At 67.7% G+C, this 22,578-nt stretch carries 19 protein-coding genes; 12 read left to right on the top strand and 7 right to left on the bottom strand.

Annotated elements, in window-relative coordinates; translation table 11 throughout:
* The first annotated feature begins 151 nt into the window (after positions 1-151).
* Positions 152-1,822, top strand: coding sequence for an alkaline phosphatase family protein (locus B0I00_RS10045; protein WP_100867283.1), 1,671 nt, complete (start codon positions 152-154; stop codon positions 1,820-1,822).
* Positions 1,819-3,033 (top strand): FAD-dependent monooxygenase, encoded by a 1,215-nt coding sequence (locus tag B0I00_RS10040; RefSeq protein ID WP_100867282.1) that lies wholly within the window; start codon positions 1,819-1,821, stop codon positions 3,031-3,033. Before B0I00_RS10045 ends, B0I00_RS10040 begins: the two co-directional genes overlap by 4 nt.
* Here the strand turns inward: B0I00_RS10040 and B0I00_RS10035 are convergent.
* The 3 genes from B0I00_RS10035 to hemC are packed head-to-tail and all read right to left on the bottom strand — an operon-like array spanning position 3,030 to position 5,626.
* The gene (locus tag B0I00_RS10035; RefSeq protein ID WP_232730188.1) at positions 3,030-3,995 is read right to left on the bottom strand and encodes an MICOS complex subunit MIC60; all 966 of its coding nucleotides are present in this window, start codon (positions 3,993-3,995) and stop codon (positions 3,030-3,032) included. The two genes, B0I00_RS10040 and B0I00_RS10035, sit on opposite strands and share 4 nt — an antisense overlap.
* 2 nt (positions 3,996-3,997) lie before the next feature.
* Positions 3,998-4,699: a uroporphyrinogen-III synthase gene (locus B0I00_RS10030; RefSeq protein WP_100867280.1), complete on the bottom strand. Its 702-nt coding sequence runs from the start codon at positions 4,697-4,699 to the stop codon at positions 3,998-4,000.
* A gap of 3 nt (positions 4,700-4,702) precedes the next feature.
* A complete protein-coding gene (hemC, locus tag B0I00_RS10025) occupies positions 4,703-5,626 on the bottom strand; it encodes a hydroxymethylbilane synthase (RefSeq protein ID WP_100867279.1) in 924 nt (307 codons plus the stop codon).
* Between the two features lie 43 nt (positions 5,627-5,669).
* Between hemC and tsaD the strand changes: the two genes are divergently transcribed.
* Genes tsaD through B0I00_RS10005 form a run of 4 tightly spaced genes read left to right on the top strand, consistent with a single transcriptional unit; the run spans position 5,670 to position 9,752 of the window.
* Positions 5,670-6,710 (top strand): tRNA (adenosine(37)-N6)-threonylcarbamoyltransferase complex transferase subunit TsaD, encoded by a 1,041-nt coding sequence (tsaD, locus tag B0I00_RS10020; protein ID WP_100867278.1) that lies wholly within the window; start codon positions 5,670-5,672, stop codon positions 6,708-6,710.
* Positions 6,710-7,702 carry an NAD(P)H-dependent glycerol-3-phosphate dehydrogenase gene (locus B0I00_RS10015; protein WP_100867277.1) on the top strand — a complete coding sequence of 331 codons (993 nt, stop codon included), beginning with the start codon at positions 6,710-6,712 and terminating at the stop codon, positions 7,700-7,702. Before tsaD ends, B0I00_RS10015 begins: the two co-directional genes overlap by 1 nt.
* Complete coding sequence (locus tag B0I00_RS10010) at positions 7,699-9,189, top strand: lipopolysaccharide biosynthesis protein (protein WP_232730187.1); 1,491 nt, start codon at positions 7,699-7,701, stop codon at positions 9,187-9,189. The genes B0I00_RS10015 and B0I00_RS10010 overlap by 4 nt, the downstream gene beginning before the upstream one ends.
* A gap of 23 nt (positions 9,190-9,212) precedes the next feature.
* Positions 9,213-9,752, top strand: coding sequence for a hypothetical protein (locus tag B0I00_RS10005; RefSeq protein ID WP_100867734.1), 540 nt, complete (start codon positions 9,213-9,215; stop codon positions 9,750-9,752).
* A gap of 40 nt (positions 9,753-9,792) precedes the next feature.
* Here B0I00_RS10005 and uvrB read toward each other — a convergent pair whose 3' ends face one another.
* A complete protein-coding gene (gene uvrB, locus B0I00_RS10000; RefSeq protein WP_100867276.1) occupies positions 9,793-11,985 on the bottom strand; it encodes an excinuclease ABC subunit UvrB in 2,193 nt (730 codons plus the stop codon).
* Between the two features lie 143 nt (positions 11,986-12,128).
* Between uvrB and B0I00_RS09995 the strand changes: the two genes are divergently transcribed.
* The 4 genes from B0I00_RS09995 (at position 12,129) to B0I00_RS09980 (ending at position 17,923) form a co-directional block, all read left to right on the top strand.
* Entirely contained in the window at positions 12,129-12,383 is a 255-nt protein-coding gene (locus B0I00_RS09995; RefSeq protein WP_100867275.1) for a hypothetical protein, read from the top strand.
* Complete coding sequence (locus B0I00_RS09990; protein ID WP_100867274.1) at positions 12,383-13,804, top strand: hypothetical protein; 1,422 nt, start codon at positions 12,383-12,385, stop codon at positions 13,802-13,804. Before B0I00_RS09995 ends, B0I00_RS09990 begins: the two co-directional genes overlap by 1 nt.
* 205 nt (positions 13,805-14,009) lie before the next feature.
* On the top strand, positions 14,010-17,081 hold the full coding sequence (locus B0I00_RS09985) for a TIR domain-containing protein (RefSeq protein WP_198519206.1): 3,072 nt from the start codon (positions 14,010-14,012) through the stop codon (positions 17,079-17,081).
* A 65-nt stretch (positions 17,082-17,146) separates the two neighbouring features.
* Positions 17,147-17,923: an SDR family NAD(P)-dependent oxidoreductase gene (locus B0I00_RS09980; RefSeq protein ID WP_232730186.1), complete on the top strand. Its 777-nt coding sequence runs from the start codon at positions 17,147-17,149 to the stop codon at positions 17,921-17,923.
* A 17-nt stretch (positions 17,924-17,940) separates the two neighbouring features.
* On the opposite strand, the gene B0I00_RS09975 is transcribed toward B0I00_RS09980, so the two are convergent.
* Entirely contained in the window at positions 17,941-18,651 is a 711-nt protein-coding gene (locus tag B0I00_RS09975; RefSeq protein ID WP_232730185.1) for a Crp/Fnr family transcriptional regulator, read from the bottom strand.
* Positions 18,652-18,789: 138 nt separating this feature from the next.
* Here B0I00_RS09975 and B0I00_RS09970 point away from each other — a divergent pair, with 138 nt between their 5' ends.
* On the top strand, positions 18,790-19,158 hold the full coding sequence (locus tag B0I00_RS09970) for a response regulator (RefSeq protein ID WP_100867270.1): 369 nt from the start codon (positions 18,790-18,792) through the stop codon (positions 19,156-19,158).
* Here the strand turns inward: B0I00_RS09970 and B0I00_RS09965 are convergent.
* Together B0I00_RS09965 and B0I00_RS09960 are read right to left on the bottom strand one after the other, a co-directional pair.
* Positions 19,155-20,285: an acyl-CoA dehydrogenase family protein gene (locus B0I00_RS09965; RefSeq protein ID WP_100867269.1), complete on the bottom strand. Its 1,131-nt coding sequence runs from the start codon at positions 20,283-20,285 to the stop codon at positions 19,155-19,157. The two genes, B0I00_RS09970 and B0I00_RS09965, sit on opposite strands and share 4 nt — an antisense overlap.
* 23 nt (positions 20,286-20,308) lie before the next feature.
* Complete coding sequence (locus B0I00_RS09960) at positions 20,309-21,502, bottom strand: acyl-CoA dehydrogenase family protein (protein ID WP_100867268.1); 1,194 nt, start codon at positions 21,500-21,502, stop codon at positions 20,309-20,311.
* Between the two features lie 308 nt (positions 21,503-21,810).
* Between B0I00_RS09960 and B0I00_RS09955 the strand changes: the two genes are divergently transcribed.
* Complete coding sequence (locus tag B0I00_RS09955; RefSeq protein WP_100867267.1) at positions 21,811-22,557, top strand: alpha/beta fold hydrolase; 747 nt, start codon at positions 21,811-21,813, stop codon at positions 22,555-22,557.
* The last annotated feature ends 21 nt before the right edge of the window (positions 22,558-22,578 follow it).

The raw sequence follows: 22,578 nt of genomic DNA, 5'->3' as shown, positions 1-22,578 counted from the left end.
GTGCCGCAAAAGTGCCCCTGCTGCGCTTGCGGCACGGGGCAATGGGAGGCAAGGTATGCGTCATTCTGGCGCCAGCCTATGGCCCACCCTCTGCCCTTGCCGCAAGCGGAAGGGCAGAGTACCGCCGACTAAATTTCGCACTGGAGCCACGATGCGCCGTCTTGCCGTTTCCGCCTTCTGCGCCCTTACCCTGGTCCTGGGGGCCTGTTCGACTGCTCAGCCCGATCGCGTCGCCTCGGCCCAGCCTGTCCCAGCCGGACCGCCCAGGCTGATCCTGGCGCTATCAGTCGACCAGTTCTCGTCCGACCTGTTCGCGCAGTACCGCCCCCGCTTCACTCAAGGGCTGGCCCGGCTGCAGCAAGGCGCGGTGTTCCCCTCAGGATACCAGGCCCACGCCGCGACCGAGACCTGCCCCGGGCACTCCACCTTGCTGACCGGCACGCGCCCGGCGCGCAACGGGATCATCGCCAACAACTGGTTCGATCTTGGCACTGCACGCGCCGAAAAGCGCGTCTACTGCGCCGAGGACGAGCGCGATCCGGCCAGCAGCACCCGCGAACCGGTGGTTTCGGCGGTCCACCTCAAGGTCCCGACCCTCGGCGACCTGATGAAGGGCGCCAATCCCGCCAGCCGCAACGTGGCCGTTTCGGCCAAGGATCGCGCGGTGATGATGATGGGCGGCCACCGCATCGACGCCGCCTGGTGGTACAACAAGGGCCAGTTCGTCACGCTCAGGGGGCGTGAGGCGTCGCCGGCCGTCACGCAGGAGAATGTTTCCCTCGCCGCCCTGATCAAGAAGGGCGCCCCGGCCATGGCCATGCCCGACTGGTGCGGTCCGGCCGACCGTCCCGTCACCGTGGGCAAGGGGACGCTCGGCACCGGCCGCTTTGCCTTGCCGGCCGACAATCCGGACGCCTTCCGTGCCTCGCCGCGGATGGACGCCGCCACGATCGATCTCGCCACCGCGCTGGTCGACGAGATGGACCTTGGCAAGGGCCCGGCCGCCGATGTCCTTTCGGTCAGTCTCTCGGCGACCGACTATGTCGGCCATTCGACCGGCACCGAGGGCGGCGAAATGTGCGTCCAGATGATGGAGCTCGATCGGCAGATCGGCCGCCTGCTGGCCCATCTCGATCGGCGCGGCATCGACTATGCCGTGGTGCTCAGCGCCGACCATGGCGGGCTCGACATGCCCGAGCGCCAGCGCGAACAGGCCCTGCCGCGCGCGATCCGCGCCGACATGAGCCTGTCGCCGCAGGCACTGTCCAAGGCAATCGCCGCACAGACCGGCGTGACGAGTAGCGATCCCCTGATCCAGTCGGACGGCCTGTTCGGCGATTTCTACGTCAGCCGCAGCCTGTCTCCGGCGCAGAAAGCCACGGTCGTCGCCGCTCTGGTCAAGCAGGTCAGGGCCCATCCGCAGGTTGCCGCCGTATTCACCCACGATGAACTGGCCCGCACGCCGCTGCCCGCAGGCAGCCCGCAGGACTGGACTCTCAAGGACCGTGCCCGCGCCTCATTCGAGGCGAGCCGTTCGGGCGATCTGGTTATTCTCCTCGACCGCGCCGTGACGCCGATTCCCGAACCCGTCGGCAGCTACGTTTCGACCCATGGCAGCGCGTGGGACTATGATCGCCGCGTGCCGATGCTGTTCTGGCGCCGGGGGTTGCGCGGGTTCGAACAGCCTGCGCCAGTGGAAACGATCGACATCGCGCCGACGCTTGCCGCGCTGCTCGGCCTGACCGTGCCCGAAGGGACATTCGACGGACGCTGCCTCGACGTCGACGGCGGCACCCGCAACACCTGTGAGGGGCTGAAGTGAACGGGCGGCGTGACCTGGTTATCCTGGGTGGCGGCTTGGTCGGCATGACGCTGGCCCTGGCTGCGGCGCGCCAGGGCATTACCAGCCACGTCATCGACAAGGCGACGCCAGAGCAACTGACCGCCGAAGGCACCGACGGCCGCGCCTCGGCGATTTCCTCGGCCAGCTGGAACCTGTTCCAGAACATCGGCCTCGCCGAGGCGCTTGAGCCGCTTGGCTGTCCGATTGCCGCAATCGCCGTGACCGACGGGATGAAGCCGGGGCGGATCGATTTCGAGCCCAAGGCGGACGAAGGCACGCTGGGGCGGATGTTCGCCAATCGCGACATCCGCCTTGCCCTGTTCGAGGCCGCGAAGGGCGAACCGCGCGTGGCCCTCCACAGCGGTGTCGAGCCCGTGAGGCGCGAGCGCGGCGAGCACGGCGTTGCCGTGACGCTCGATGACGGGCGCGTGCTGGAAGGACGCCTGCTGGTCGGCGCCGAAGGGCGGCAATCGCCAACCCGCGCCGAAGCGGGTCTGATGTCGGCGAAGTGGGACTACAGCCACCGCGCCTTCGTCACAGCGATCACCCATGAAAAGCCGCACGGCGGGGTGGCCTGGGAGGTGTTCTTCCCGGCCGGGCCGCTGGCGCTGCTGCCCTTGAACGACCTGCCCGACGGCCGCCACCGTAGCGCGGTGGTCTGGACGGTCGACGAAAAGGACGCCAAGGGCGTCGCCGCCTTGGCCGATACGGTCTTCGTCGGCGAGATCGCATCGCGCATGGCCGGCATCTTCGGAGACATTGCCCTGGCCGCGCCGCGGATGGGCTATCCGCTCAACTTCCATCACGCCGGACACATCGTCGAGGCGCGGCTGGCGCTTGTCGGCGATGCCGCGCACGGCATGCACCCGATTGCGGGGCAGGGGTTGAACCTGGGGCTGCGCGACGTCGGCGTCCTGGTCGAATGCCTCGCCGAGGGTATGCGGCTCGGGCTCGATCCCGGCGATGCCCAGGTCCTGGCGCGTTACGAACGCTGGCGCAGTCTCGACAGCTTTACCGTGATGGCGACAACCGACGCCATCGTCCGCCTGTTCGGGGTGCCCGGCAAACTGCCCAGCGCGGTGCGGCGGATCGGCATGGCGGCGGTCCAGCGCTCGGGCTGGCTCAAGACTTTCTTCATGAACGAAGCGCGCGGCCTGTCAGGCGACCTGCCGCAGCTTTTGCGCGCCTAGAACGACTGTTCCGACGCGTTCGCCACCGGTCCCGCTGCCGGGCTCGGTCCGGCAGGGCTTGGCTGGCGGACGCTCTGCCCGCTGGCGGTGCGCAGCCTGTCGGGATCGAGCAGGGCGGTCGTCTCGATGAGGTCGAGTGCGCGTTCGGCCTCGGCATAGCGCCGGGCCTGGACGATCCAGTCGCCGGCCGCTGCCGCGCCGGGCAGGCGCGACACGGCATCGATTGCACCATCGACCTGGCCGGTGCGCAACAGCAGGCGCGCAAGGTCGAGCCGGGTCATCGGGTTGGTCGAGGGGGTGTCGTCGTGCCGAACCACAAACAGGCCCGACAATTCGCGGCGCAGCCGTTGCCAGCCGCCTTCGTTGACCGGCGCCTCGGTCAACCGGGCCGCCATGGCGTCGAGCCCGCCGACAAGCTGGTCTAGGGTGACCGGAGTGGCCGCGCTGCGGATGATCGTTTCGACCGCCACTGGCTGGGCTGCGCCAAAGCGCAGTTTCAACTGGTCGGACAGATAGCCGAGCGGCGCCCCGCGTTCGAGCGCACGGCGCGTGGCGAGCGCGACCAGCAGCCCTTCGGCGCGCGCGGCATTGCCTTCGGCCGCGGCCGCCTGGAGATCGAGCCGGGCGAGCCGCTGTTCGAGCGCGGCTACCCGGCTGTCGACACCGCTTGCGGCAACCGCCCCGACCGGAGCGGCGGGCGCACTGGCCACGGCCTGCGGCGAAGGAGCGACGGCCGGCGCAGAGCTGGCTGGTTTGGACGGCGTTTCACCCATCATCGCGGCAAGATCGCGCTCGCTCATCGCGAGACGGCCATCCCAGACAAGGTAGCCGACCAGCGCCGCTCCCCCCAGGAAGGCCAGGGCGGCCGCCATCAAAACGGTGCGCAGCGACAGGCCGCGGCGCGCGGCTGTGCCGTTCGGTGCAGTCGAATAGATATCCTCGCGCATGGGTACTTGCGTCATCCTCAGTCGCGGCCGCGTGGGCCGGGGTCTTGGCACATCTGCAGGGCCAAGGCCAGCAAGGCCTTGTCGTTGGGCATCCTCGCCGTGGCCACTTCGCCCCAGCCGTCGCCCGCCGCGCTGGCGATCCGCGGACTGAGCGCGATCAGCCGGAGCAACGAACGGCGGATCCCGTGGGTGACGCATTGCGCCGCCATGTGCCGCGCCGCCTCGGCGGAATGAAGAGCGATCATTGCCGGTGTGCGCAGCAGGGCGATCATATCGGCCGGCATGGGACGTGGGATGCTGGCATAGACCACGCGTTCCTCCATCGTCGTGCCGCGCGGCAGGGTCAACGGCACGCGCTCGTCGCCGGCCAGGCGCAGCAAGCGCCGGTGGGCGGGATCGACGCTGCCGAGCAGCCCCTGCATGCCGCCGTTGCCGGTCGCCGCGACGACGAACCCAGCCTCGCGCGCGGCGATCGCAGTCGTATCGCCAACCGCATAGACCGGCAGGCGGCGCAGCGCTGCCAGTCCCCTTCCGCCGTGGCGAAAGGCGTTGCCGCTCCCGCCGAGAATCGCCTCGAACTGATCGGCCGACGGTGCTTCCCAGCTGCGTGCGACCACTTCGAAAAGAGGAAAGCCATGCGCCTCGAGCCGTACCGCCCGGGCCGCCGCCAGGCTGGCGCTGCAGCCGGGTTCGGGACGGATCACGACCAATGGCACCATGCGTCAGTCTCCTTGCGGACCTGCGAAATGTTCGGCGATGGCGGGCGCGGCGCGGGCCAGGAGATCGGCGGCCAGCGCCGCCGGACCATCGGCGTCGCGCGCTGGAAAGGTCAGCGAACCATCGACCCGCTGCTGCCCGTCGGGGCTGAACAAGGCGGCGCGCAGGGTGATCGTGTCGCCATGGCGGTCGGACACGGCGGCGACGGGGCTGTGGCAGTTGCCGCCCAGCGCCGCGAGCAGGCGGCGTTCGGCGTGGAGCGCCTCATTGCTGACTGCATCGTCGATGGCGGCAAGTGTCGCCCGGGTGGCTTCGTCGTCGGCGCGGCATTCGATGGCGATGCAGCCTTGGCCCGGCGCGGGGATCCAAGTGCCGGGATCAAGCGGCGTGCCGACTGTGGACTGGCCGGTGCGGTTGAGCCCGGCCAGCGCCAGCAGGGTCGCATCGGCCTCGCCCGCGGCCAGCTTGGCCAGGCGGGTCTGGATGTTGCCACGGAAGGTCACGACTTCGCAATCGGGGCGCTGGTGCAGCGCCAGGGCGGCGCGGCGCGGCGCGCTGGTGCCGATCCGCGCGCCCGGCGGAAGGTCGCTCAGACTGGCCACGCCGACCAGCACGTCGCGCACGTCCTCGCGCGGGAGGACGGCGGCGATGGCGATGCCGTCGGGGCGGATCGTCTCGACGTCCTTGGCAGAATGGACCGCGAAATCGATCGTGCCAGCCAGCAGCCAGGCGTCGAGCTCCTTGGTCCACAAGGCCTTGCCGCCGGCATCGGCCAGCGATCCCGTGACCCTGTCTCCGCTGGCGGTGACGGGGACGATCTCTACCGCCAGCCCCGGATGGGCGGCCAGCAGGCGGTCGCGCGCCTCTTCGGCCTGGGCCATGGCAAGGGGCGACCGGCGGGTGCCGAGTTTCAGGGGACGGTGGGTCATGCGCGGCTTGTGCTAGCCCGCAATGGCACTAAGGGGAAGAACAATGGGGCTGGTTTTGGGCATTGAATCGTCGTGCGACGAAACCGCGGCGGCGCTGGTCGACGAAGGCCGGCGCATCGTCGCGCAGCGCATCGCCTCGCAGGACGACGCACACCGTCCTTATGGCGGCGTGGTCCCCGAAATTGCCGCCCGCGCCCATTCCGAACGGTTGACCCCGCTGATTGCCGCGACGCTGGACGATGCCGGCGTCACGCTCGGAGATGTCGATGCGATCGCGGCAACGGCTGGACCCGGACTGATCGGCGGAGTGATGGTCGGGCTTGTTACGGCCAAGGCGCTGAGCCTTGCCGCCGACAAGCCGCTGATCGCGATCAACCACCTCGAAGGCCATGCCCTGTCGCCGCGGCTGGCCGATCGCACCCTGCAATTTCCCTATCTTCTGCTGCTGGTCTCGGGTGGGCATTGCCAGATCCTGCGGGTCGAGGGCGTCGGACAATACCGCCGCCTGGCGACCACCATCGACGATGCGCTGGGCGAGGCGTTCGACAAGACCGCCAAGATCCTCGGACTCGGCTTCCCCGGCGGTCCGGCGGTCGAGCGGATCGCGCGCGACGGCGATGCCGCGAAGGTTCCCCTGCCGCGGCCGCTGCTGGGCAGCGCCGAGCCGCACTTCTCTTTCGCCGGCCTCAAGAGTGCGGTGTTGCGGGCGCGCGAGGCCCAGACCCACGCCGCCGCTGATATCGCCGCGTCGTTCCAGCAGGCCGCGATCGATTGCGTGATCGACCGCACCCGCCGCGCTCTGGCGGAAAGCGACGCAGTGACCGCGCTGGTCGTCGCCGGCGGGGTTGCCGCGAACAAGGCGGTCCGCGCCGCGCTTGAGGCACTGGCGGGCGAGTTCGGCCTGCCCTTCGTCGCGCCGCCGCTCGCGCTGTGCACCGACAACGCCGCGATGATCGCCTGGGCGGGGCAGGAACGTCTGGCCGCGCCGCATTTCGCGTCCGACCCGCTCGACATCGCCGCCAGGCCACGCTGGCCGCTCGATCCCGAAGCCGCGCCAGTGCGCGGCGCGGGGGTCAAGGCGTGATGCCGGCGGTCGGCGTCATCGGGGCCGGCGCCTGGGGCACCGCCCTTGCGCAGAGCCTCGCCAGCGATGGCAGTCCGGTCCTGCTCTGGGCGCGCGAGGCCGAACTGGTCGAGGAGATCAATGCGGCACGAACCAACAGCCTGTTCCTGCCCTCGGCACGGCTCGCTCCGTCGATCCGTGCGACGGCCGACCTTGCAGACCTGGCGGATTTGCCGGTGCTGCTGGTCGTCACCCCGGCGCAGCATCTGGCCCGCGTGCTGTCCGGCCTGCCCGCGGCGCGGCGCGACCTTGTCCTGTGTTCCAAGGGGATCGAGGCCGGTTCGGGCCGCCTGATGTCCGACGTTGCCGCGCAGGCCGCGCCCGATGCCGCGATTGCGGTCCTGTCCGGCCCGACCTTCGCCCACGAGGTGGCTGCCGGCCTGCCGACGGCAGTCACGCTGGCCTGCGGCGGCGGCGAAGAGCAGTGGTACCGGCTTGCCCCGGTCATTTCGCGTCCGATGCTGCGGCCCTATTATTCCGACGACGTCATTGGCGCGGAAATCGGCGGCGCGGTCAAGAACGTGCTGGCGATCGCCTGCGGCGTGGTCGAAGGGCTGGGTCTCGGCCAGAATGCCCGGGCGGCGCTGATTGCCCGCGGCTATGCCGAAATGGTCCGCTTCGGCCTTGCCCGCGGCGCGCGGGCGGAAACGCTGGCAGGGCTGTGCGGCCTTGGCGACCTGGTCCTGACCTGCTCCTCCATGTCGAGCCGCAACTTTTCGCTCGGCAAGGGGCTGGGCGAGGGGATGAGCGCAGCCGATGCGCTGGCCGGCAAGAACAGCGTGGCCGAAGGCGCGCACACCGCGCCGGTCCTTGCCGACCTGGCGCGGCGCGAAGGCGTTTCGATGCCGATCGTCGCCGCTGTTAATGGCCTGCTCAGCGGCGCGATGCCAGCGCACGGCGTGGTGTCCGATCTTCTGTCCCGTCCGCTGAAAGCCGAAGGCGAGAGCGCGTGAGCGACGATCGCGCTGCCCCCGACCAGCAGCAAAAAGACATCCAGGCGCTGGCCAAGGGCGGGCGCACGAATTTTTTCGGGTTCCTGCTGCGGCTGGCGGCGCGCTTGCCGTTCCTGTTCATCGCCGGCCGCCTTTACGGTGCTGAATCGCTCGGCCGCTTCGCCCTGGCGCTGGTCGTGGTCGAACTGGCAGCGCAGCTTTGCACGTTGGGACAGAAACGCGGGCTCGCCATGCGGCTCAGCCACGATCGCGAGCATCCCGCCAACACCGTGGCAGACGCGATGCTGCTGGGCGGATCGCTGGCGCTGCTGGCCAGCGGGATCATCTATCTTTTGCCCGACATCATGTTCAGCGGCGCCTATACCCAGGCGGAACGGCTGGTCGTGCTGGCGATCCTGCCGCTGACGCTGACCGAGATCGCGCTAGCGGCACAGGCCTATCGCTTCGATATCGCCACCTCGGTGCGCTCGCGCGCATTGGTCGAACCGTGGACCCTGTCGATCCTCTCGGGGATCCTGTTTTTCGTCGACCGCGAGTCGGGGATGCTGATCGCCTACAACCTGTCGGTCATGGCCGCGGCGATCACCGCGCTGTGGCCGATGTTCAAGACCTATGGCCTGCCTCACCAGTGGAAGCCCAAGCCGTTGGAAATCGGTCAACTGGCGCTGGTCAACCTGCCGCTCGCTGCCGCCGACGCGGTCGAATGGGGCACTCGGCGTTTCGACATCTACCTTCTGGGCTTCTTTGCCGGGGACAAGGCAGTCGGGGTCTATTACGTCGCGCAGCAGATTGCCTCGGTTCCGCAGAAGCTGAAGACCAGCTTCGAGCCGATCCTCGGACCGGTTATCACCCGAAACCTCAAGGAAAAGAACTATGAGGCGATTGCCCGGCAGGTCTGCCAGGTGGGCTTCTGGATCACTGCCGCGCAGGCCGGGGTCGCGCTGGCGCTGGGAATGCCGGGCGAAGGCGTGATGGGCCTGGTCGGACCGATGTTCGTCGGCGGCACGGCGGCGCTGTGCTTCCTTCTTGCGGCCGAGGTTTCCGCGGCGACCGCGGTCGTCAGCGAGGCCGTGCTGATCTACGTCAAGCGAATGCAGAACCTGTGGATCAGCCTGGCCACCCTGGTGGTCCAGGCCGGGGCGACGATCAGTCTGATTAAGCTGGTCGAGCAGCTCGGCCTCAACGACAACTACAAGGCGGCGATGGCCGGCGCGGGTCTGATGGTCGCGCTGGGCCTGGCTTCGTGGGTCAAGTCGCGGATGCTGGCGCGGTTCCTGCAGCAGTCGGTCAACAACTGGCGCTGGCCGCTGATCTGGGCGGCGGCGCCGGCCGTTGTGATTGGCTGGGCGGCCACCTCGTTCCTGCCCGAATGGGCGGAACTGTCGCTCGGCATCCCGGCTATCCTCTTGGCCTATGGCTTCGTCATCTGGCACAAGGGCTTCGGTGCGGAGGACCGCGTGCTGTTTCGCCGCAACGTGGGTGCGTGACGATCTGAACGATGGAGCAGGGGATGCTTGAGATTATCGAGGCGAACTGGCTGGTCCTGGCCGTGGTGCTGGTCGCCGCGCTGCTGGTCGCCTGGTGGCTTTTCGGCCGCGCCACCAGCGCGCCGCGCAAGCGCGAGTACCGACCCGACGTGCTTGACGAAGGCGTGGGCCCCGCGCAGCGCAACCAGGCGTTGATCGATGCGCCGCCCGCCGCCCAGATCATCACCCCGCTACCCGGCGCCGGCGTGCTCGGCGGGGTGGCGGAGGCCGTCGCCGTCGGCGCGCAGGACGTGGTGGAGGAAGCCGAGGCGGCAGAGATCGATCGCAGCGACGACTTGTCCCGGATCAAGGGACTGGGTCCGAAGCTGCAGGCGCTGCTGCCCACGCTTGGCATCACCACCTTCGCCCAGATCGCCGCCATGACCGAAGCTGATCTGGTCGAACTCGACAGCAAGCTTGGTGCCTTTGCCGGCCGCCCGGCCAAGGACAATTGGGTCGAACAGGCACGGCTCCTGGCAGACGGGGATGTCGGCGGGTTCGAGAGCAGGTTCGGAAAGGTGTGATCAGGCGATCAGCCAGGCGGCAATCGCGCGCCAAGCCGGACTAGCGCGCCCATTTCCCTTTGCGGGTCTCCCGTCCGAACCGTCCTTTGCGCGTTCCCGGCTTGCCCTCGTTACTGCGTCCGATGATCGGCGCGCGCTTGTCGGGATCGGGGATGCCCAGTTCGTCGGCTTCGAGGCGGCGGATCTCGTCGCGCAGGCGTCCGGCTTCCTCGAATTCGAGGTCGGCGGCAGCATTGCGCATCTTCTTTTCGAGCTCCTCGATATAGGCGCGCAGGTTGTGGCCGACGAGGTTGTTGGCGCCTTCCGCCTCGATCTCGACCAGAACGCCGTCGCGGCTTGCGGTATCGGCGACGATGTCGTGGATGTTGCGCTTGATCGTTTCGGGCGTGATGCCGTGTTCGAGGTTGTACTGGTGCTGCTTTTCGCGTCGGCGATCGGTTTCCGCCATGGCCCGTTCCATCGACCCGGTGATCCGGTCGGCGTAGAGGATCACCCGCCCGTCGACGTTGCGCGCGGCGCGGCCGATGGTCTGGATGAGCGACGTTTCGCTGCGCAGGAAACCTTCCTTGTCGGCATCGAGAATGCAGACCAGGCCGCATTCGGGAATGTCGAGCCCCTCGCGCAGCAGGTTGATTCCGACCAGCACGTCATAGACGCCAAGCCGCAGGTCGCGGATAAGTTCGATACGTTCCAGCGTTTCCACGTCGGAATGCATGTAGCGCACGCGCAGCCCCGCCTCGTGCATGAATTCGGTCAGATCCTCGGCCATCCGCTTGGTCAGCGTCGTGACGAGCGTGCGATAGCCCTTGGCCGCAGTCTGGCGGCATTCCTCGATACAGTCCTGCACCTGGTCCTCGACCGGGCGGATCGTCACCGGCGGGTCGATCAGCCCGGTGGGACGGATGACCTGTTCGGCAAAGACCCCGCCCGACTGTTCCATTTCCCAGCCGCCGGGGGTGGCTGACACCGCGACTGTCTGGGGCCGCATCGCATCCCATTCGTTGAAACGCAGCGGGCGGTTGTCGATGCAGCTGGGCAGGCGGAAGCCGTATTCGGCCAGCGTGATTTTGCGCCGATGGTCGCCTTTGCTCATCGCACCGATCTGCGGCACGGTCTGGTGGCTTTCATCGACGAACAGCAGCGCATTGTCGGGCAGGTACTCGAACAGGGTCGGCGGCGGTTCGCCCGGCAGACGGCCGGTTAGGAAGCGCGAATAGTTCTCGATCCCCGCGCAGCTGCCCGTGGCCGCGATCATCTCAAGGTCGAAATTGGTGCGCTGTTCCAGCCGCTGGTGCTCCAAGAGCTTGCCCTCTGCCTCCAGCTCTTTAAGCCGCTCGGCCAGCTCGAAGCGGATCGCGTCGGCGGCCTGCTTCATCGTCGGTCCCGGTGTGACATAGTGCGAATTGGCATAGACCCGCACCGATTTCAGTGCGTTACCGGCCTTTCCTGTCAGCGGATCGAATTCGACGATACTTTCGATCTCGTCCCCGAAGAACGAGACCCGCCATGCCATGTCTTCGTAGTGCGAAGGAAACAGCTCGAGGTTGTCGCCCCGAACGCGGAAGTTGCCGCGCGCAAAGGCGGCGTCGTTGCGCTTGTACTGCAGGGCGACCAGCTTGCGGATCAGTTCGCGCTGGTCGACCGTTTCGCCAGCCTTGATGTCGAAGACCATGGCCGAATAGGTTTCGACCGAGCCGATGCCGTAAAGGCACGAGACCGAGGCGACGATGATCACGTCGTCGCGCTCGAGCAGCGCGCGGGTGGCCGAATGGCGCATCCGGTCGATCGCCTCGTTCACCGAGCTTTCCTTCTCGATGTAGGTATCCGACCGCGGCACATAGGCCTCGGGCTGGTAGTAGTCGTAGTAGGAAACGAAATATTCGACCGCGTTATTGGGAAAGAAGCTCTTCATTTCGCCATAGAGCTGCGCGGCGAGGATCTTGTTGGGAGCGAGAATCAGCGCCGGACGCTGGGTTGCCTCGATCACCTGAGCCATGGTGAAGGTCTTGCCCGATCCGGTAACGCCCAGCAGCACCTGGGTGCGATCGTCGTTGCCGATGCCGGCGACCAGATCGGCGATCGCGGTCGGCTGATCGCCCGCCGGCTGGTAATCGGACACGATTTCGAAGCGGCGACCGCCATCGCTTTTTTCCGGGCGCGCCGGCTTGTGCGGCACGAAGGCGCCCGAGGTGTCCGGTTCGGCAAGACCCCGGCGAATGATCAGTTCAGCCATAAGCGGGGAATATGGGAGTTTGCGGTTTGTTCCGCAATGGGGCTAAGATGAACGCGACAGGGCCGGCGCTTGATTTGGCGATGACGGCTGCGTAACACGGTCGTTCGCGGAAGGGACCGCGCGCGGGTTGGGCAGTGCAGACCATGGACGATCTCGACGTCATCGAAATCCGGCGGCTCGACCCGCGCGACGTCTGCGGCTGGGTGTCGCTGATGTCGACCGTGGTGAACATCGTCTACAGCGTGTTCAATGCGCTTTACACGATCGATGCGCTGATCTCGATTTCCGTGGTGCTTGGCATCCTCTCGCTGCTCAACCGCAACCGCTTGATCCCCAAGCTTTCGCTGGGACTGCTGGCGCTTCACCTGACGACGGTCTTCGTCCTGCGGATCGTCTGATGGACACTGCCCCGGCGGGCGCGTGCTGGCTTGACCGCGCACCGATCCGGCGGATCGTGCTGGCGCTGGCGCTGGTCACGGGGGGCCTGATCGCGACCCGGCTGCTGCCGATCGCTGACCGCCTGTCGCTCGATCCGAACGAAGGCTGGAACGCATTCCAGGCTGTCGCTGCGATGGGGGCTGGCCCCCTCTACCCGCCACCAGGCGCTCTGGTCTCCAACAACTATCCGCCGCTGTCGTTCTATCTCGTCGGCGCGCTGGGCGAGGGGCTTGGCGACATGATCCTGGCCGGCCGGATCGTCGCGCTGGCCTCGCTGCTGGCTGTGGCGGGTCTGGTCGCCCTGATCGCGCGCCGGCTGACCGGGCATCGTCTTGCGGCTGCAGTCGGCGCGCTGGCCGTGCTGCTGTTCGCAGCCAGCGTCTTTCGCGGCTATCTGGCGATGAACGATCCCCAGTGGCTGAGCCTGGCGCTGTCCATGGCAGGACTGGCGGCGGTCTTGTGGCCGGCCACCGGGCGATTGAGCCTTGGCGCGGCGATCTGCTCGGCTTTGCTCATGGGCGCGGCGCTGCTGGTCAAGCACAACGCGCTGGCGATTCCGGCTGCCGCCGCGCTCTACCTGCTGCTCCACGATCGCCGGAGCTTCGCGGTCTGGGTCGCGCTGGGCTTGGCGGTACTGCCTGCGCTATGGCTGCTCGACCGAATGGTCTTTGAAGGCGCCATGATCGCCGACATTACCGGCGCGCCGCGCAGCTACTCGCTGCACCGCATGGCGCTCCACGCCGTGATCGGCGTCTTGTTCCTGCCGCTGCTGGCCGCGTCCTGGCGTCTTCTGGCCTGGCGCCGGATCGATCGACGCGGCGATGCGATCCTCGCCGGGGTGGCGATCGCCACGGCTCTGGCCGTGGTGCAGGGCAGCGGCGCCGGCGTCGATGTGAATGCCTGGTTCGAGGCCCTGGCCATGGCTGCGTTGGCCCTTGGCGCGGGACTTGACGCGCCGGTGCCGCCCGTGCGGGCCGAACGCTGGGCACCGCTGCTTGTCGGGCTGGTCGCGCTGGTGCTGGTTGCGTTCGGGATCGTCGCCAGCGCGCAGGAACTGGGTTCGCGGTCAGAGCGGCTTGCCGCCAGCGCCGACGCCGTCGCGCGGGTTGCCGCGCTGCCGGGCCCGGTCGCCTGCGAGGTTCAGGCGCTGTGCTATTGGGCGGGCAAAGGGTTTGCGCTCGACTATTTCCTCTACGGCGAACGCATCCGGCAGACCGGTTCCACAGTCGCCCTTGACCGGGCACTCGCCGAACGGCGCATTGCCGCGGCGCTGATCGAGGGGCCGGCCGACCGTGTCCTGCCGCCGGCCCAGGCCCACATCCTGTCGCGCATGCGGGTGGTCCACGTCGCGGCCGAGCGGCGGCTTGCCGTCCTGCCCTGACTTCTTGGCGGGGCTCTTTGGCGAGTCCCACGCCGAGACGAATCCTTTCGCACTTGCGTCATGGGTCTTGCCATCGCCGCAGATCTAAGGGATATTTCCACCATAAGGGCCGCCGAATCTGACGCGTAACGATCGCGTTCTACAAGGATCTGGGTGCAACGGCGGCCAACTGTGGGATCGCTCTCGCGCCCGTTGCGGGGGTATGATGAGCGTTCCGGATATCTTCATTTCCTACAATCGCGAGGATGCGGCCTTCGCGCAGGCCTATGCCGACGCCTTCACCGATGCCGGGTTCGAAGTCTGGTGGGATGCCACCCTGCGCTCGGGCGAGGATTACGACGCTGTCACCGAGGATGCGCTGCGCAAGTCGAAGGCTGTCGTCGTGCTGTGGTCGCCGCGCTCGGTCAATTCACGCTGGGTCCGCGCCGAAGCTACGATCGCCGATCGCGGCCAGCGCCTGATGCCGGTGATGATCGAGGATTGCGAACGTCCGGTGATGTTCGAACTCAAGCAGACAACCGACATGTCCGGATGGTGCGGCGACACCACCGATCCCAAGTGGACTGCCTTTATTGCCGATGTCGCCCGCCGCATCGGCAAGGAAAGCAGCGCTGCTCCGCGGCAGACGCGGCCTGCGGCGACTTCCGCTCCCGTCGCGGCCGCGCCGGGCCCGATAGCCGAACCCGCCGCCCCGGCCGATGATCGTGCCGGCGTTGCCGTGCTGCCGTTCACTTGCCGCGCCGGCGACCCTGAACTGGAAATCGAGGCCGAGGATCTGACCGAGGACCTGACCCGGGAACTGGCTTACAACCGCTTCATCCGGGTGATTGCCGCCGGGACAATGGCGCCTTGGCGCAACAAGTCTGTCGAGCACAAGGCCATCGGCCGCCAGGTCGATGCGCGCTACCTGGTCGAGGGCAAGCTGCAAAGCAGCGGCGCCGGAACGCGGCTTACCGTCCAGCTCGTCGACGGGATCAGCGGCAATGTGCTGTGGTCGGGCCGGATGAACGCCAGCCCGGACGAGGTGGATACCTCGCACGATGCGCTGCCGGTGGCGGTGGCACTGCAATTGGCCGAACAGATCGTCGCGCGCGAGGAATCGCACGCCCTTGCCCGCAAGGCGCCGTACAGCCCTACCGACCGTATCCTGCGCGCTTCGGCACTCGCCCGCCGCGACGACGAAAAGAGCATCCTGGCCGCCATCGACGAGGCGCGCGCCGCGGTCGAGGGTGCGCCCGATAGCGGGCTTGCCCAGGCAATCCTCGCATCGGCCCTAGCGGCCCTGGCGGAAAGCCGGGGAACTACGCCCGATGCCGAGCAGATCCGCGAGATCCAGGCCACCACCCGCCAGGCGATGCGGCTCGACGGCAACAACCCGACCGTACTCATGGCGCTGGCCGGCGCCTATCAGGGCCTCGGCGAATACGAGATCTGCCTGCGCCTCGCGCGCCGGACAGTGGACCTCTGGCCGGTTTCTCCGACCTCGCACCGGATCCTTGGCGACAGCTATCGCATGCTTGGCCGTACTGCGGAGGCGGTCGAGGCCTATCGCCGGCAGGACAGGCTTTCGCCCTATGACAGCAGCCGTTACGTCGCTCTGACCAATCTCGGCCTGTCACTGCTCCTGGAAGGCGAGGGGCAGGAGGCCGAGGCGGCGATCGACCAGGCGCTGATGCTCAACCCCGAATACCCGCTGGCGCTGGAATGGAAGGCGATCGTCGCCGAACACCTCGGCAAGCATGCCGCGGCGCTCGCGGCGGTGCGTCAGCTTCGCGCCGCCGAAGGGTCGGCGCCGCTCAATCGGCACATCTGGCAGCTTGAACGCTACGACGCGCTGCGCGAGAGGACCGCACCCCACGCCGCGACGCTCATGCGCCTGTGGGAGGAAGCGGGCGGAAAGGTTCCGGTCAAGCCGCGAAGCGAAATGCCGCCTGCGTCCGAACCGCTCCGCGCCGCGCCGCCGCCGGTCGAAAAGGTTGCCCCGGCCGTCGCTGCGGCCGCGGCCATCGACGTGATCGACGTGGATACGCCCGAGTTTCCTGTCGAAGACGTCGTTCCGGTCGAGGCTGCCGAAGCCGATGGGCTGATGCTTGCCGCCGAACCGGAAAAGATCGCGCCCGAACCCCTCGTTGCAGCGCGGACCGAGGCGTTCGCCCCCGCGGCCAAGCCGGCGGCCGAAAAGGCGCCAGCCCGGCGGTCGGTCCTGCCGCGCGTCGCCGCGCTGGTCGGCGTTGTCGCGCTGGCCGGTGGCGGCGCCTATGCGATGCTGGGCGGGCAGGGCGGCGCGCCGCTCAAGGACACGCCGGGCTTTGCCGTCGCCAAGGCGCCCGAGGGCAGTCCCGCTGCCGTTGCGGCTGCCGCTGCTGTTCCGGCCGCCACCGTCGCTGGCCAGAGCGTCGACAGCCAGAAGATCGGCCAGGCCCTGACTTCACTGATCGCCGCCTCGCGCAATGCGCGCCGTCCCGCAGGCGAGATCGCCGCGTTGGAAGCGGGTCAGCAATCGCTTGTCCCCTTGCTGACGCAGCTGCAGGCGAACCCGGCCGATGCCGCCGCCGTTACGCAACTTCGCGATCTGGCCGTCGGGCTGGTCAGGCCGCAGGGTGCGGCCCTGACCGCCGACGCCAACCGCTGGATCGCCGACCAGGAACGCACCGCAGCGGCCGCCAACCGGCAATTGTCGGCCGAAGGCGCGGCGAGCGTCGACAGGGCACTCAACCGTGCGCGGGGGCCGCGTGCCGAACTCGCTGCTGCTGTCAACGGCGCGGCGCAGGCACCGGATGCCGCCGCCGCCTTTGCCGCCGGCCAGAAGGCGTTGGGCGCCTATGGCCGGGTTCGCGCAGTTTCGGTCGCTGCGGCGATAGCCGGGGCCAAGACGGCCGTGGCGGCGGCTGCTGCCGATACCGCCAAGGCGCAGAACCGCCTGTCGCTGATGCGCGCGCAGCTAGGCTCGATCCGCAGCGAAGTGGCGCAGATGTCGAGCCAGGCGGTGGGCATGACCCAGGTCGAGAAACCGGGGCTGTTCGCCTCGGGCGCCAAGCGGCAATCGCACAAGCTTCGCAAGGACAACGCCGACCGGGTGCGCGCCTTGCTGACAGAGGCCGACTCGATTCTCACCGCCTCGCACGGCATCACCGACCCCTCGATGCTGACGTCGAGCGTTTCGAGGATGCAGGGACTGCGCAGCCAGGCGGCAGGGCTGATCGCCTCGTCCAGCGCGGCGCTCAAGACCGCTGCGTCGTCGCCGGACGACAAGGCCAGCGCCTCGCCCAAGAAGTAGCGCCGGCACCTCGACAACGGGGCGATCGACCACCACAGTTCCCCCGAACAAGACGGGGAACGATGATGGGACAGGATCTTAGCCGCTCGGTCGAGGGGCTGACCGTGCTGGTGACCGGCGCAGCCAGCGGCATGGGCCGCGCCACGGCAGAGGTCTTTGCCGCGGCGGGTGCCCGGGTCGCCGTTACCGACCTTTCGGTCGACGCGGTCGAGGGCATCGCCGCCTCGTTGCGGGCGAGGGGCCACGACGCGCAGGGGTGGGCGCTCGACGTCAGCGATCCGCAGGCGATCGCATCCTGCGTGGCAGAGGTGGCGGCGCGCTTCGGTGGCATCGACTGCCTGGTCAACAACGCGGGGATCAGCGCCTTCTGTCCGATCGACGATGCGGACAACTACGATGCGGTGTGGGACCGCGCCATCGTCGTGCTACTGACCGCGCACCAGCGGCTTATCCGTGCCGCGCTGCCGCACCTGCGCAAATCGGCCTGTCCGCGAGTGGTCAACATCGCCTCGACCGAAGCGCTGGGCGCGACAAGCTGCGACAGCCCCTACTGTGCCGCCAAGGCGGGCGTCACCGGCCTGACGCGGGCGCTTGCGGTGGAACTGGGCAAGGAAGGGATCACGGTCAACTGCATCTGCCCCGGACCGATCGACACCGGGATGACCGCCAACGTCCCCGAAGCCGACAAGGCGACCTTTGCCCATCGGCGCACGGCGCTGCGCCGCTATGGCCTGCCCGAGGAAGTAGCCCACATGACGCTGAGCCTGTGCCTGCCGGCGGCAAGCTATGTCACCGGTGCGGTCATCCCGGTCGACGGCGGGCTGATGGCCCGCAACGCCTGACGCAGCGCACTTTCGGCCTATTCGGGGTAGATCCCGCCCAGTACGGTGGAAAAATGCTCGGCAATCACCGAGTTGCATGAGCAGGCGGTCGCCCGCAGCGCGTCCTCGTCGGTGATGATCAGTCGCCCGCGCCGGATGTCGATGATGCCGCGCGTCTTGAAGCGTTGCAGGACGCGACTGGCATAGGTCCGCCCGACGCCGAGCAGTTCGCCAAGCTGTTCCTGCGTGATCGCCATGTCGTTGGTGCCGGTGCGCTCGATCGCGGCAGTCAGCCAGCGCGCGACCCGTTGCTCGATCGTGTGGGTGGCGTTGCAGGCGACCGACTGGAACACCTGCGCCACGAAACAGTCGGCATAGCGGTTGAACAACCGGCCCAGCGACGGAAGGTCCTCCTTGAGCTGTTCGAGATCGCGCAAGGGGATCTTCAGGAACGTGCCGCCGTGCAGTACGGTCGACCGGGCGAAGGCCGGCAGGCGGCCGTGGCTGACGATACCGCCCAGTGCCCCCTCGCGCCCCACGGTCGCCGTCTCGACCGCAGCGCCATCGTCCATCACCACGTAATAGGTTGCCATGGCTGCGCCGCACGGGAAGAAGCAATACTCGATCGTATCGCCCGGATCGTAGAGCGTGTCGCCCTTGTTCAGCACCTGCCGGACAACGCGCGTCGATACCCGCACTCGGTGATCCTCGAACAGCGCGCTCAACAGGTCGTTGGTTTCGTCGGTCATGGCGTGCCTGCGTGAATGCATAACTCACGCAGATACGAGCGAGATCGGCGCTTTGTTCCCGCGTTGCGCGCACTAGTGAGCGGACAGATCTGTAGACTAGGCTACAGTTTGAGCGTCCCTTTGCGGAAAGCCCCCCAGATGCACATCGATTCCCACTCATCCGGATTGAGCGCGCTGGTTGTCGATGACAACGGGCTCATCGCGCTCGACACGCGCGAAGTGCTGATTGAACTGGGTTTTCCCGAAGTGCACATCGCGGCTGATGGCGGCGAAGCGCTGGCGCGCTTGGCCCACCGGTCCTATGACTGGGCGCTGGTCGACGGGACGTTGAAGGGCGGCGACCTGGAATGCGTGGTCGGCAGATTGGACGAGAAGGGCATCCCGCTCGTCTTCGTCTGCAGCCAGCCTGACGGATCGGACATCGCAGTCGAGCGGGACGGGCGACTGTTCATCGCCCGGCCCTATGGCAAGAAGAACCTTGCCGCCCTGATCCTGCCATCGGCCTAGGCGGCGAGAGTCAGCGCCTCATACCGGTCGAGGTGGACGTCCGCGCTGCCGAACTGGTTCTCGATCATGGTCGCGCGCTTGAAATAGTGCCCGATCGCCAGCTCCATCGTGATGCCGATGCCGCCGTGGGTCTGGATCGCCGACTGGCCGACGAACTTGATCGAGCGGGCAACCTTGGCCTTGGCGAGGCTGACCGCGGCCTTGCGTTCGACCGCTGGAAGGCCGAGCTTGAGTGTGCCCATCAGCGTCATCGAGGCGATCTGTTCGGCTTCAACGAGCATATCGGCCATGCGGTGCTGGAGCGCCTGGAACTTGCCGATCGGCTGGCCGAACTGCTTGCGCTGCTTGGTGTATTCGACCGTGCCTTCGAGAAGCTTGCGCGCAATGCCGGTGCCTTCGGCGCAGACCGCCATGGCGGCTTCGTCGGCGATCCGTTCGATCAGGTCGATTCCGCCGGGCAGCAGCGCTTCGGCCGGGACGGCAACGTTCTCGAAATAGATCTCGCTCGCGCGGAACCCGTCGACGGTCGGGTAGTCGCGGCGAGTAATGCCGGTTGACCTGGCGTCGACCAGGAACAGGTCGACCCCTGCGCGCTCGCGCTGCGATCCGCCGGTGCGGGCCGTGACGAGCAGGTGCGTGGCCCACGGCGCGGCATAGACCACGGCCTTGTGTCCGCTCAGGACATAGCCTGCCCCGTCTTTCTTCGCCGTGGTCGCGACATTCGCCAGGTCGTAGCGGCCGGTCGGCTCGGCATAGGCCCAGGCGATCACGCAGTCGCCGGCGATGATCCGGGGGATCACTTCGGACGCCACGGCGCCGCCCACGGCCTGCAGCGCGCCGCCGCCGATCACCACGGTCTGCAACCAGGGCTCGATCGCGATGACCTTGCCCAGTTCCTCCATCATGATCAGGTTTTCGAGATGGCCGCCACCCATGCCGCCGTATTCCTCGGCGAACGGAGCGCTGGTCAGGCCCAGCTCGGCAGACAGCGCGCGCCAGATTCCGGGATCGCGCCCCTCGGGGCTGGCGATCATCTTCTTGCGAGTTTCGAAGTCATAAGTGTCGGCCAGGAACCGCGCGAGTGTGTCGCGCAGCATGTCCTGCGTTTCGGTGTAGCTCAGGTCCATTCTAGTATCCTCTCCGGGCCGGCTCAGAGGCCGAGAACCATCTTCGCGATGATGTTGCGCTGGATCTCGTTCGACCCGCCGTAGATCGTGGTCTTGCGCATGTTGTAGTAGCTCGGCGCGGTGCGGTGGGCCCAGTCCGGACCGATCGGGTGTTCGTTGTCGCCCTCGCCGAAGCCGCGGAAGTAGGGCGCGCCGTAGTGGCCCGCCGCCTCGAGCGCCAGTTCGGTCAGGCGCTGCTGGATTTCGCTGCCCTTGATCTTGAGCACCGAGCTTTCGGGGCCGGGGCCCTTGCCGGCCGCTTCACCGGCCAGGGTGCGCAGTTCGGTGAACTCCAGCGCGGTCAGGTCCATTTCCAGTTCGGCCACCTTGCGACGGTAGAACGGATTGGCGAGCAGCGGCTTGTCGCCGTCGATCTCGGTCCGGGCGATGTCCTTGATCTTTTCGATCCCGCGCTTCGATGCTGCCACTCCGGCAATGCCGACGCGCTCGTGGGCGAGCAGGAACTTGGCGCAGGTCCAGCCCTTGTTCTCCTCGAAGACGCGGTTTTCGACCGGCACCTTGACGTTGTCGAGGAACACCTCGTTGACTTCGTGTTCGCCGCCGAGCGTGATGATGGGACGCACTTCGATGCCCGGCGTCTTCATGTCGATCAGAAGGAAGCTGATCCCTTCCTGCATCTTGGCATCGGGGTCGGTGCGCACGAGGAAGAAGCCCCAGTCGGCGTGCTGGGCCATGGTGGTCCAGGTCTTCTGCCCGTTGACCACGTAGTGATCGCCGTCACGCACCGCCTTGGTACGCAGCGATGCAAGGTCGGATCCCGAACCGGGCTCCGAATAGCCCTGGCACCACCAGTCCTCGCCCGACAAGATGCGCGGCAGGAAATGGGCCTTCTGTTCGGGCGTGCCGAAGGTGTAGATCACCGGGCCGACCATGGTCAGGCCGAAGGGCATCAGGCGGATGCAGTCGGCGCGGGCGGTTTCCTCGGAAAAGATGAAGCGCTGCGTCACGGTCCAGCCGGTGCCGCCGTATTCGACCGGCCATGCCGGGGCGACCCAGCCCTTCTTGTGCAGGACACGGTGCCAGGACAGGAAGTCCTCCTTGGTCAGCTCATCGCCTTCGTCCTGCTTGCCGCGCAGTTCCTCGGGATAGTTTTCGGTGATGAAGGTCCGCACCTCGTCGCGGAAGGCGATCTCTTCGGGGCTGAATTCGAGGTCCATGCGCTCTCTCCGGATTATGCTCTCGCGCGCAGATTGGCGCAGCTTTCCGCGCGCCGCAAGGCCCGCGTTGCCTTGGCTGGTGCCTCTTTGGGCAGGCTGCGCCGCAAGTCCTTGCGTGCCGTAACGTCATTGCGCGGGGCGGACTAACCGATCACTTAAACCTAATCGGTCCCGGCCGGTCAGGCGCGGCCGAATCGGCGGGCGGACAGGCGCCGTTCACGCGGCCGGTCGAATGGCATGCGTGACCCGTCGGCAACCGGATGACGGGCTGCGCGTTGCAGGATAGAAGGCTTTCAGGACTACTCACGATGAATCTCTCGCTCAAGGAACCTCTGGCCCGGCGCCTCCGCCTGGCGACCATGCCCGCGCCGCAAGGCGCGCGCGGGCCGTCGCTGCGGCTGTGGCTCGGCGAAGGGCTGCGCATCCTGCCCAAGCGCAAGCCTCCTGAACTTGCCGTGCCCAAGGCGGCGGTACGGCGGCACGTGATGCTGCTGCCCGGCTTTGCCGCGCACCCGCGCGCGATGCGCCATCTCGAAGCAGCTCTGCAGCAGGCCGGACACAAGGTCTACGATTGGGGAGCGGGGCGCAATCTCGGTGCCGATCCGGTGCAGTTCGAGCGGCAGGTCGACAACCTCGAGCGGATCTGCGCCAAGGCCCGCCAGCCTGTCGTGCTGATCGGGTGGAGTCTGGGCGGGATCATGGCGCGCGAACTGGCGCACCGCCGGCCCCAGGCGGTCAGCGGCGTGATAACCATGGGCACGCCGTTTTCCGGCAGTCCCCACGCCAACAACGCCTGGCGGACGTACCATCTGGTTACCGGCCATGCGGTCGATGCCCCGCCGATGGACGTCCACTACGCCGACAAACCGCCGGTGCCGACGGTCGCTCTGTGGAGCCCGCGCGACGGTATCGTCGCGCCGCGCTGCGCGCGCGGGCTCGCCGATCAACGCGATCGCGCGATCGCCCTGCGCTGCACCCATTTTGGTTTTGCCGGCGATCCCGAGGTAGTCACCACGCTGCTCGATCTGCTTGACGGCGGGCAGGATTGGGCCTGATCGGACCGACCGGCTCGCGCG

Origin of the sequence: Novosphingobium kunmingense (assembly GCF_002813245.1) — a bacterium.
GTDB classification, from domain to species: Bacteria; Pseudomonadota; Alphaproteobacteria; order Sphingomonadales; family Sphingomonadaceae; genus Novosphingobium; species Novosphingobium kunmingense.
This window is presented reverse-complemented; position numbering and strand designations above follow the sequence as displayed.

Coding starts and splice junctions, on each gene's coding strand:
- B0I00_RS09995 (WP_100867275.1), top strand. CDS start 12,129: ATGGACGATCTCGACGTCATCGAAATCCGGCGGCTCGACCCGCGCGAC.
- B0I00_RS09990 (WP_100867274.1), top strand. CDS start 12,383: ATGGACACTGCCCCGGCGGGCGCGTGCTGGCTTGACCGCGCACCGATC.
- B0I00_RS10035 (WP_232730188.1), bottom strand. CDS start 3,995: ATGACGCAAGTACCCATGCGCGAGGATATCTATTCGACTGCACCGAAC.
- B0I00_RS09965 (WP_100867269.1), bottom strand. CDS start 20,285: ATGGACCTGAGCTACACCGAAACGCAGGACATGCTGCGCGACACACTC.
- B0I00_RS09955 (WP_100867267.1), top strand. CDS start 21,811: ATGAATCTCTCGCTCAAGGAACCTCTGGCCCGGCGCCTCCGCCTGGCG.
- B0I00_RS09960 (WP_100867268.1), bottom strand. CDS start 21,502: ATGGACCTCGAATTCAGCCCCGAAGAGATCGCCTTCCGCGACGAGGTG.
- B0I00_RS09975 (WP_232730185.1), bottom strand. CDS start 18,651: ATGACCGACGAAACCAACGACCTGTTGAGCGCGCTGTTCGAGGATCAC.
- tsaD (WP_100867278.1), top strand. CDS start 5,670: ATGGGGCTGGTTTTGGGCATTGAATCGTCGTGCGACGAAACCGCGGCG.
- B0I00_RS10005 (WP_100867734.1), top strand. CDS start 9,213: ATGCTTGAGATTATCGAGGCGAACTGGCTGGTCCTGGCCGTGGTGCTG.
- B0I00_RS09970 (WP_100867270.1), top strand. CDS start 18,790: ATGCACATCGATTCCCACTCATCCGGATTGAGCGCGCTGGTTGTCGAT.
- uvrB (WP_100867276.1), bottom strand. CDS start 11,985: ATGGCTGAACTGATCATTCGCCGGGGTCTTGCCGAACCGGACACCTCG.
- B0I00_RS09985 (WP_198519206.1), top strand. CDS start 14,010: ATGAGCGTTCCGGATATCTTCATTTCCTACAATCGCGAGGATGCGGCC.
- B0I00_RS10015 (WP_100867277.1), top strand. CDS start 6,710: ATGCCGGCGGTCGGCGTCATCGGGGCCGGCGCCTGGGGCACCGCCCTT.
- B0I00_RS09980 (WP_232730186.1), top strand. CDS start 17,147: ATGGGACAGGATCTTAGCCGCTCGGTCGAGGGGCTGACCGTGCTGGTG.
- hemC (WP_100867279.1), bottom strand. CDS start 5,626: ATGACCCACCGTCCCCTGAAACTCGGCACCCGCCGGTCGCCCCTTGCC.
- B0I00_RS10030 (WP_100867280.1), bottom strand. CDS start 4,699: ATGGTGCCATTGGTCGTGATCCGTCCCGAACCCGGCTGCAGCGCCAGC.
- B0I00_RS10045 (WP_100867283.1), top strand. CDS start 152: ATGCGCCGTCTTGCCGTTTCCGCCTTCTGCGCCCTTACCCTGGTCCTG.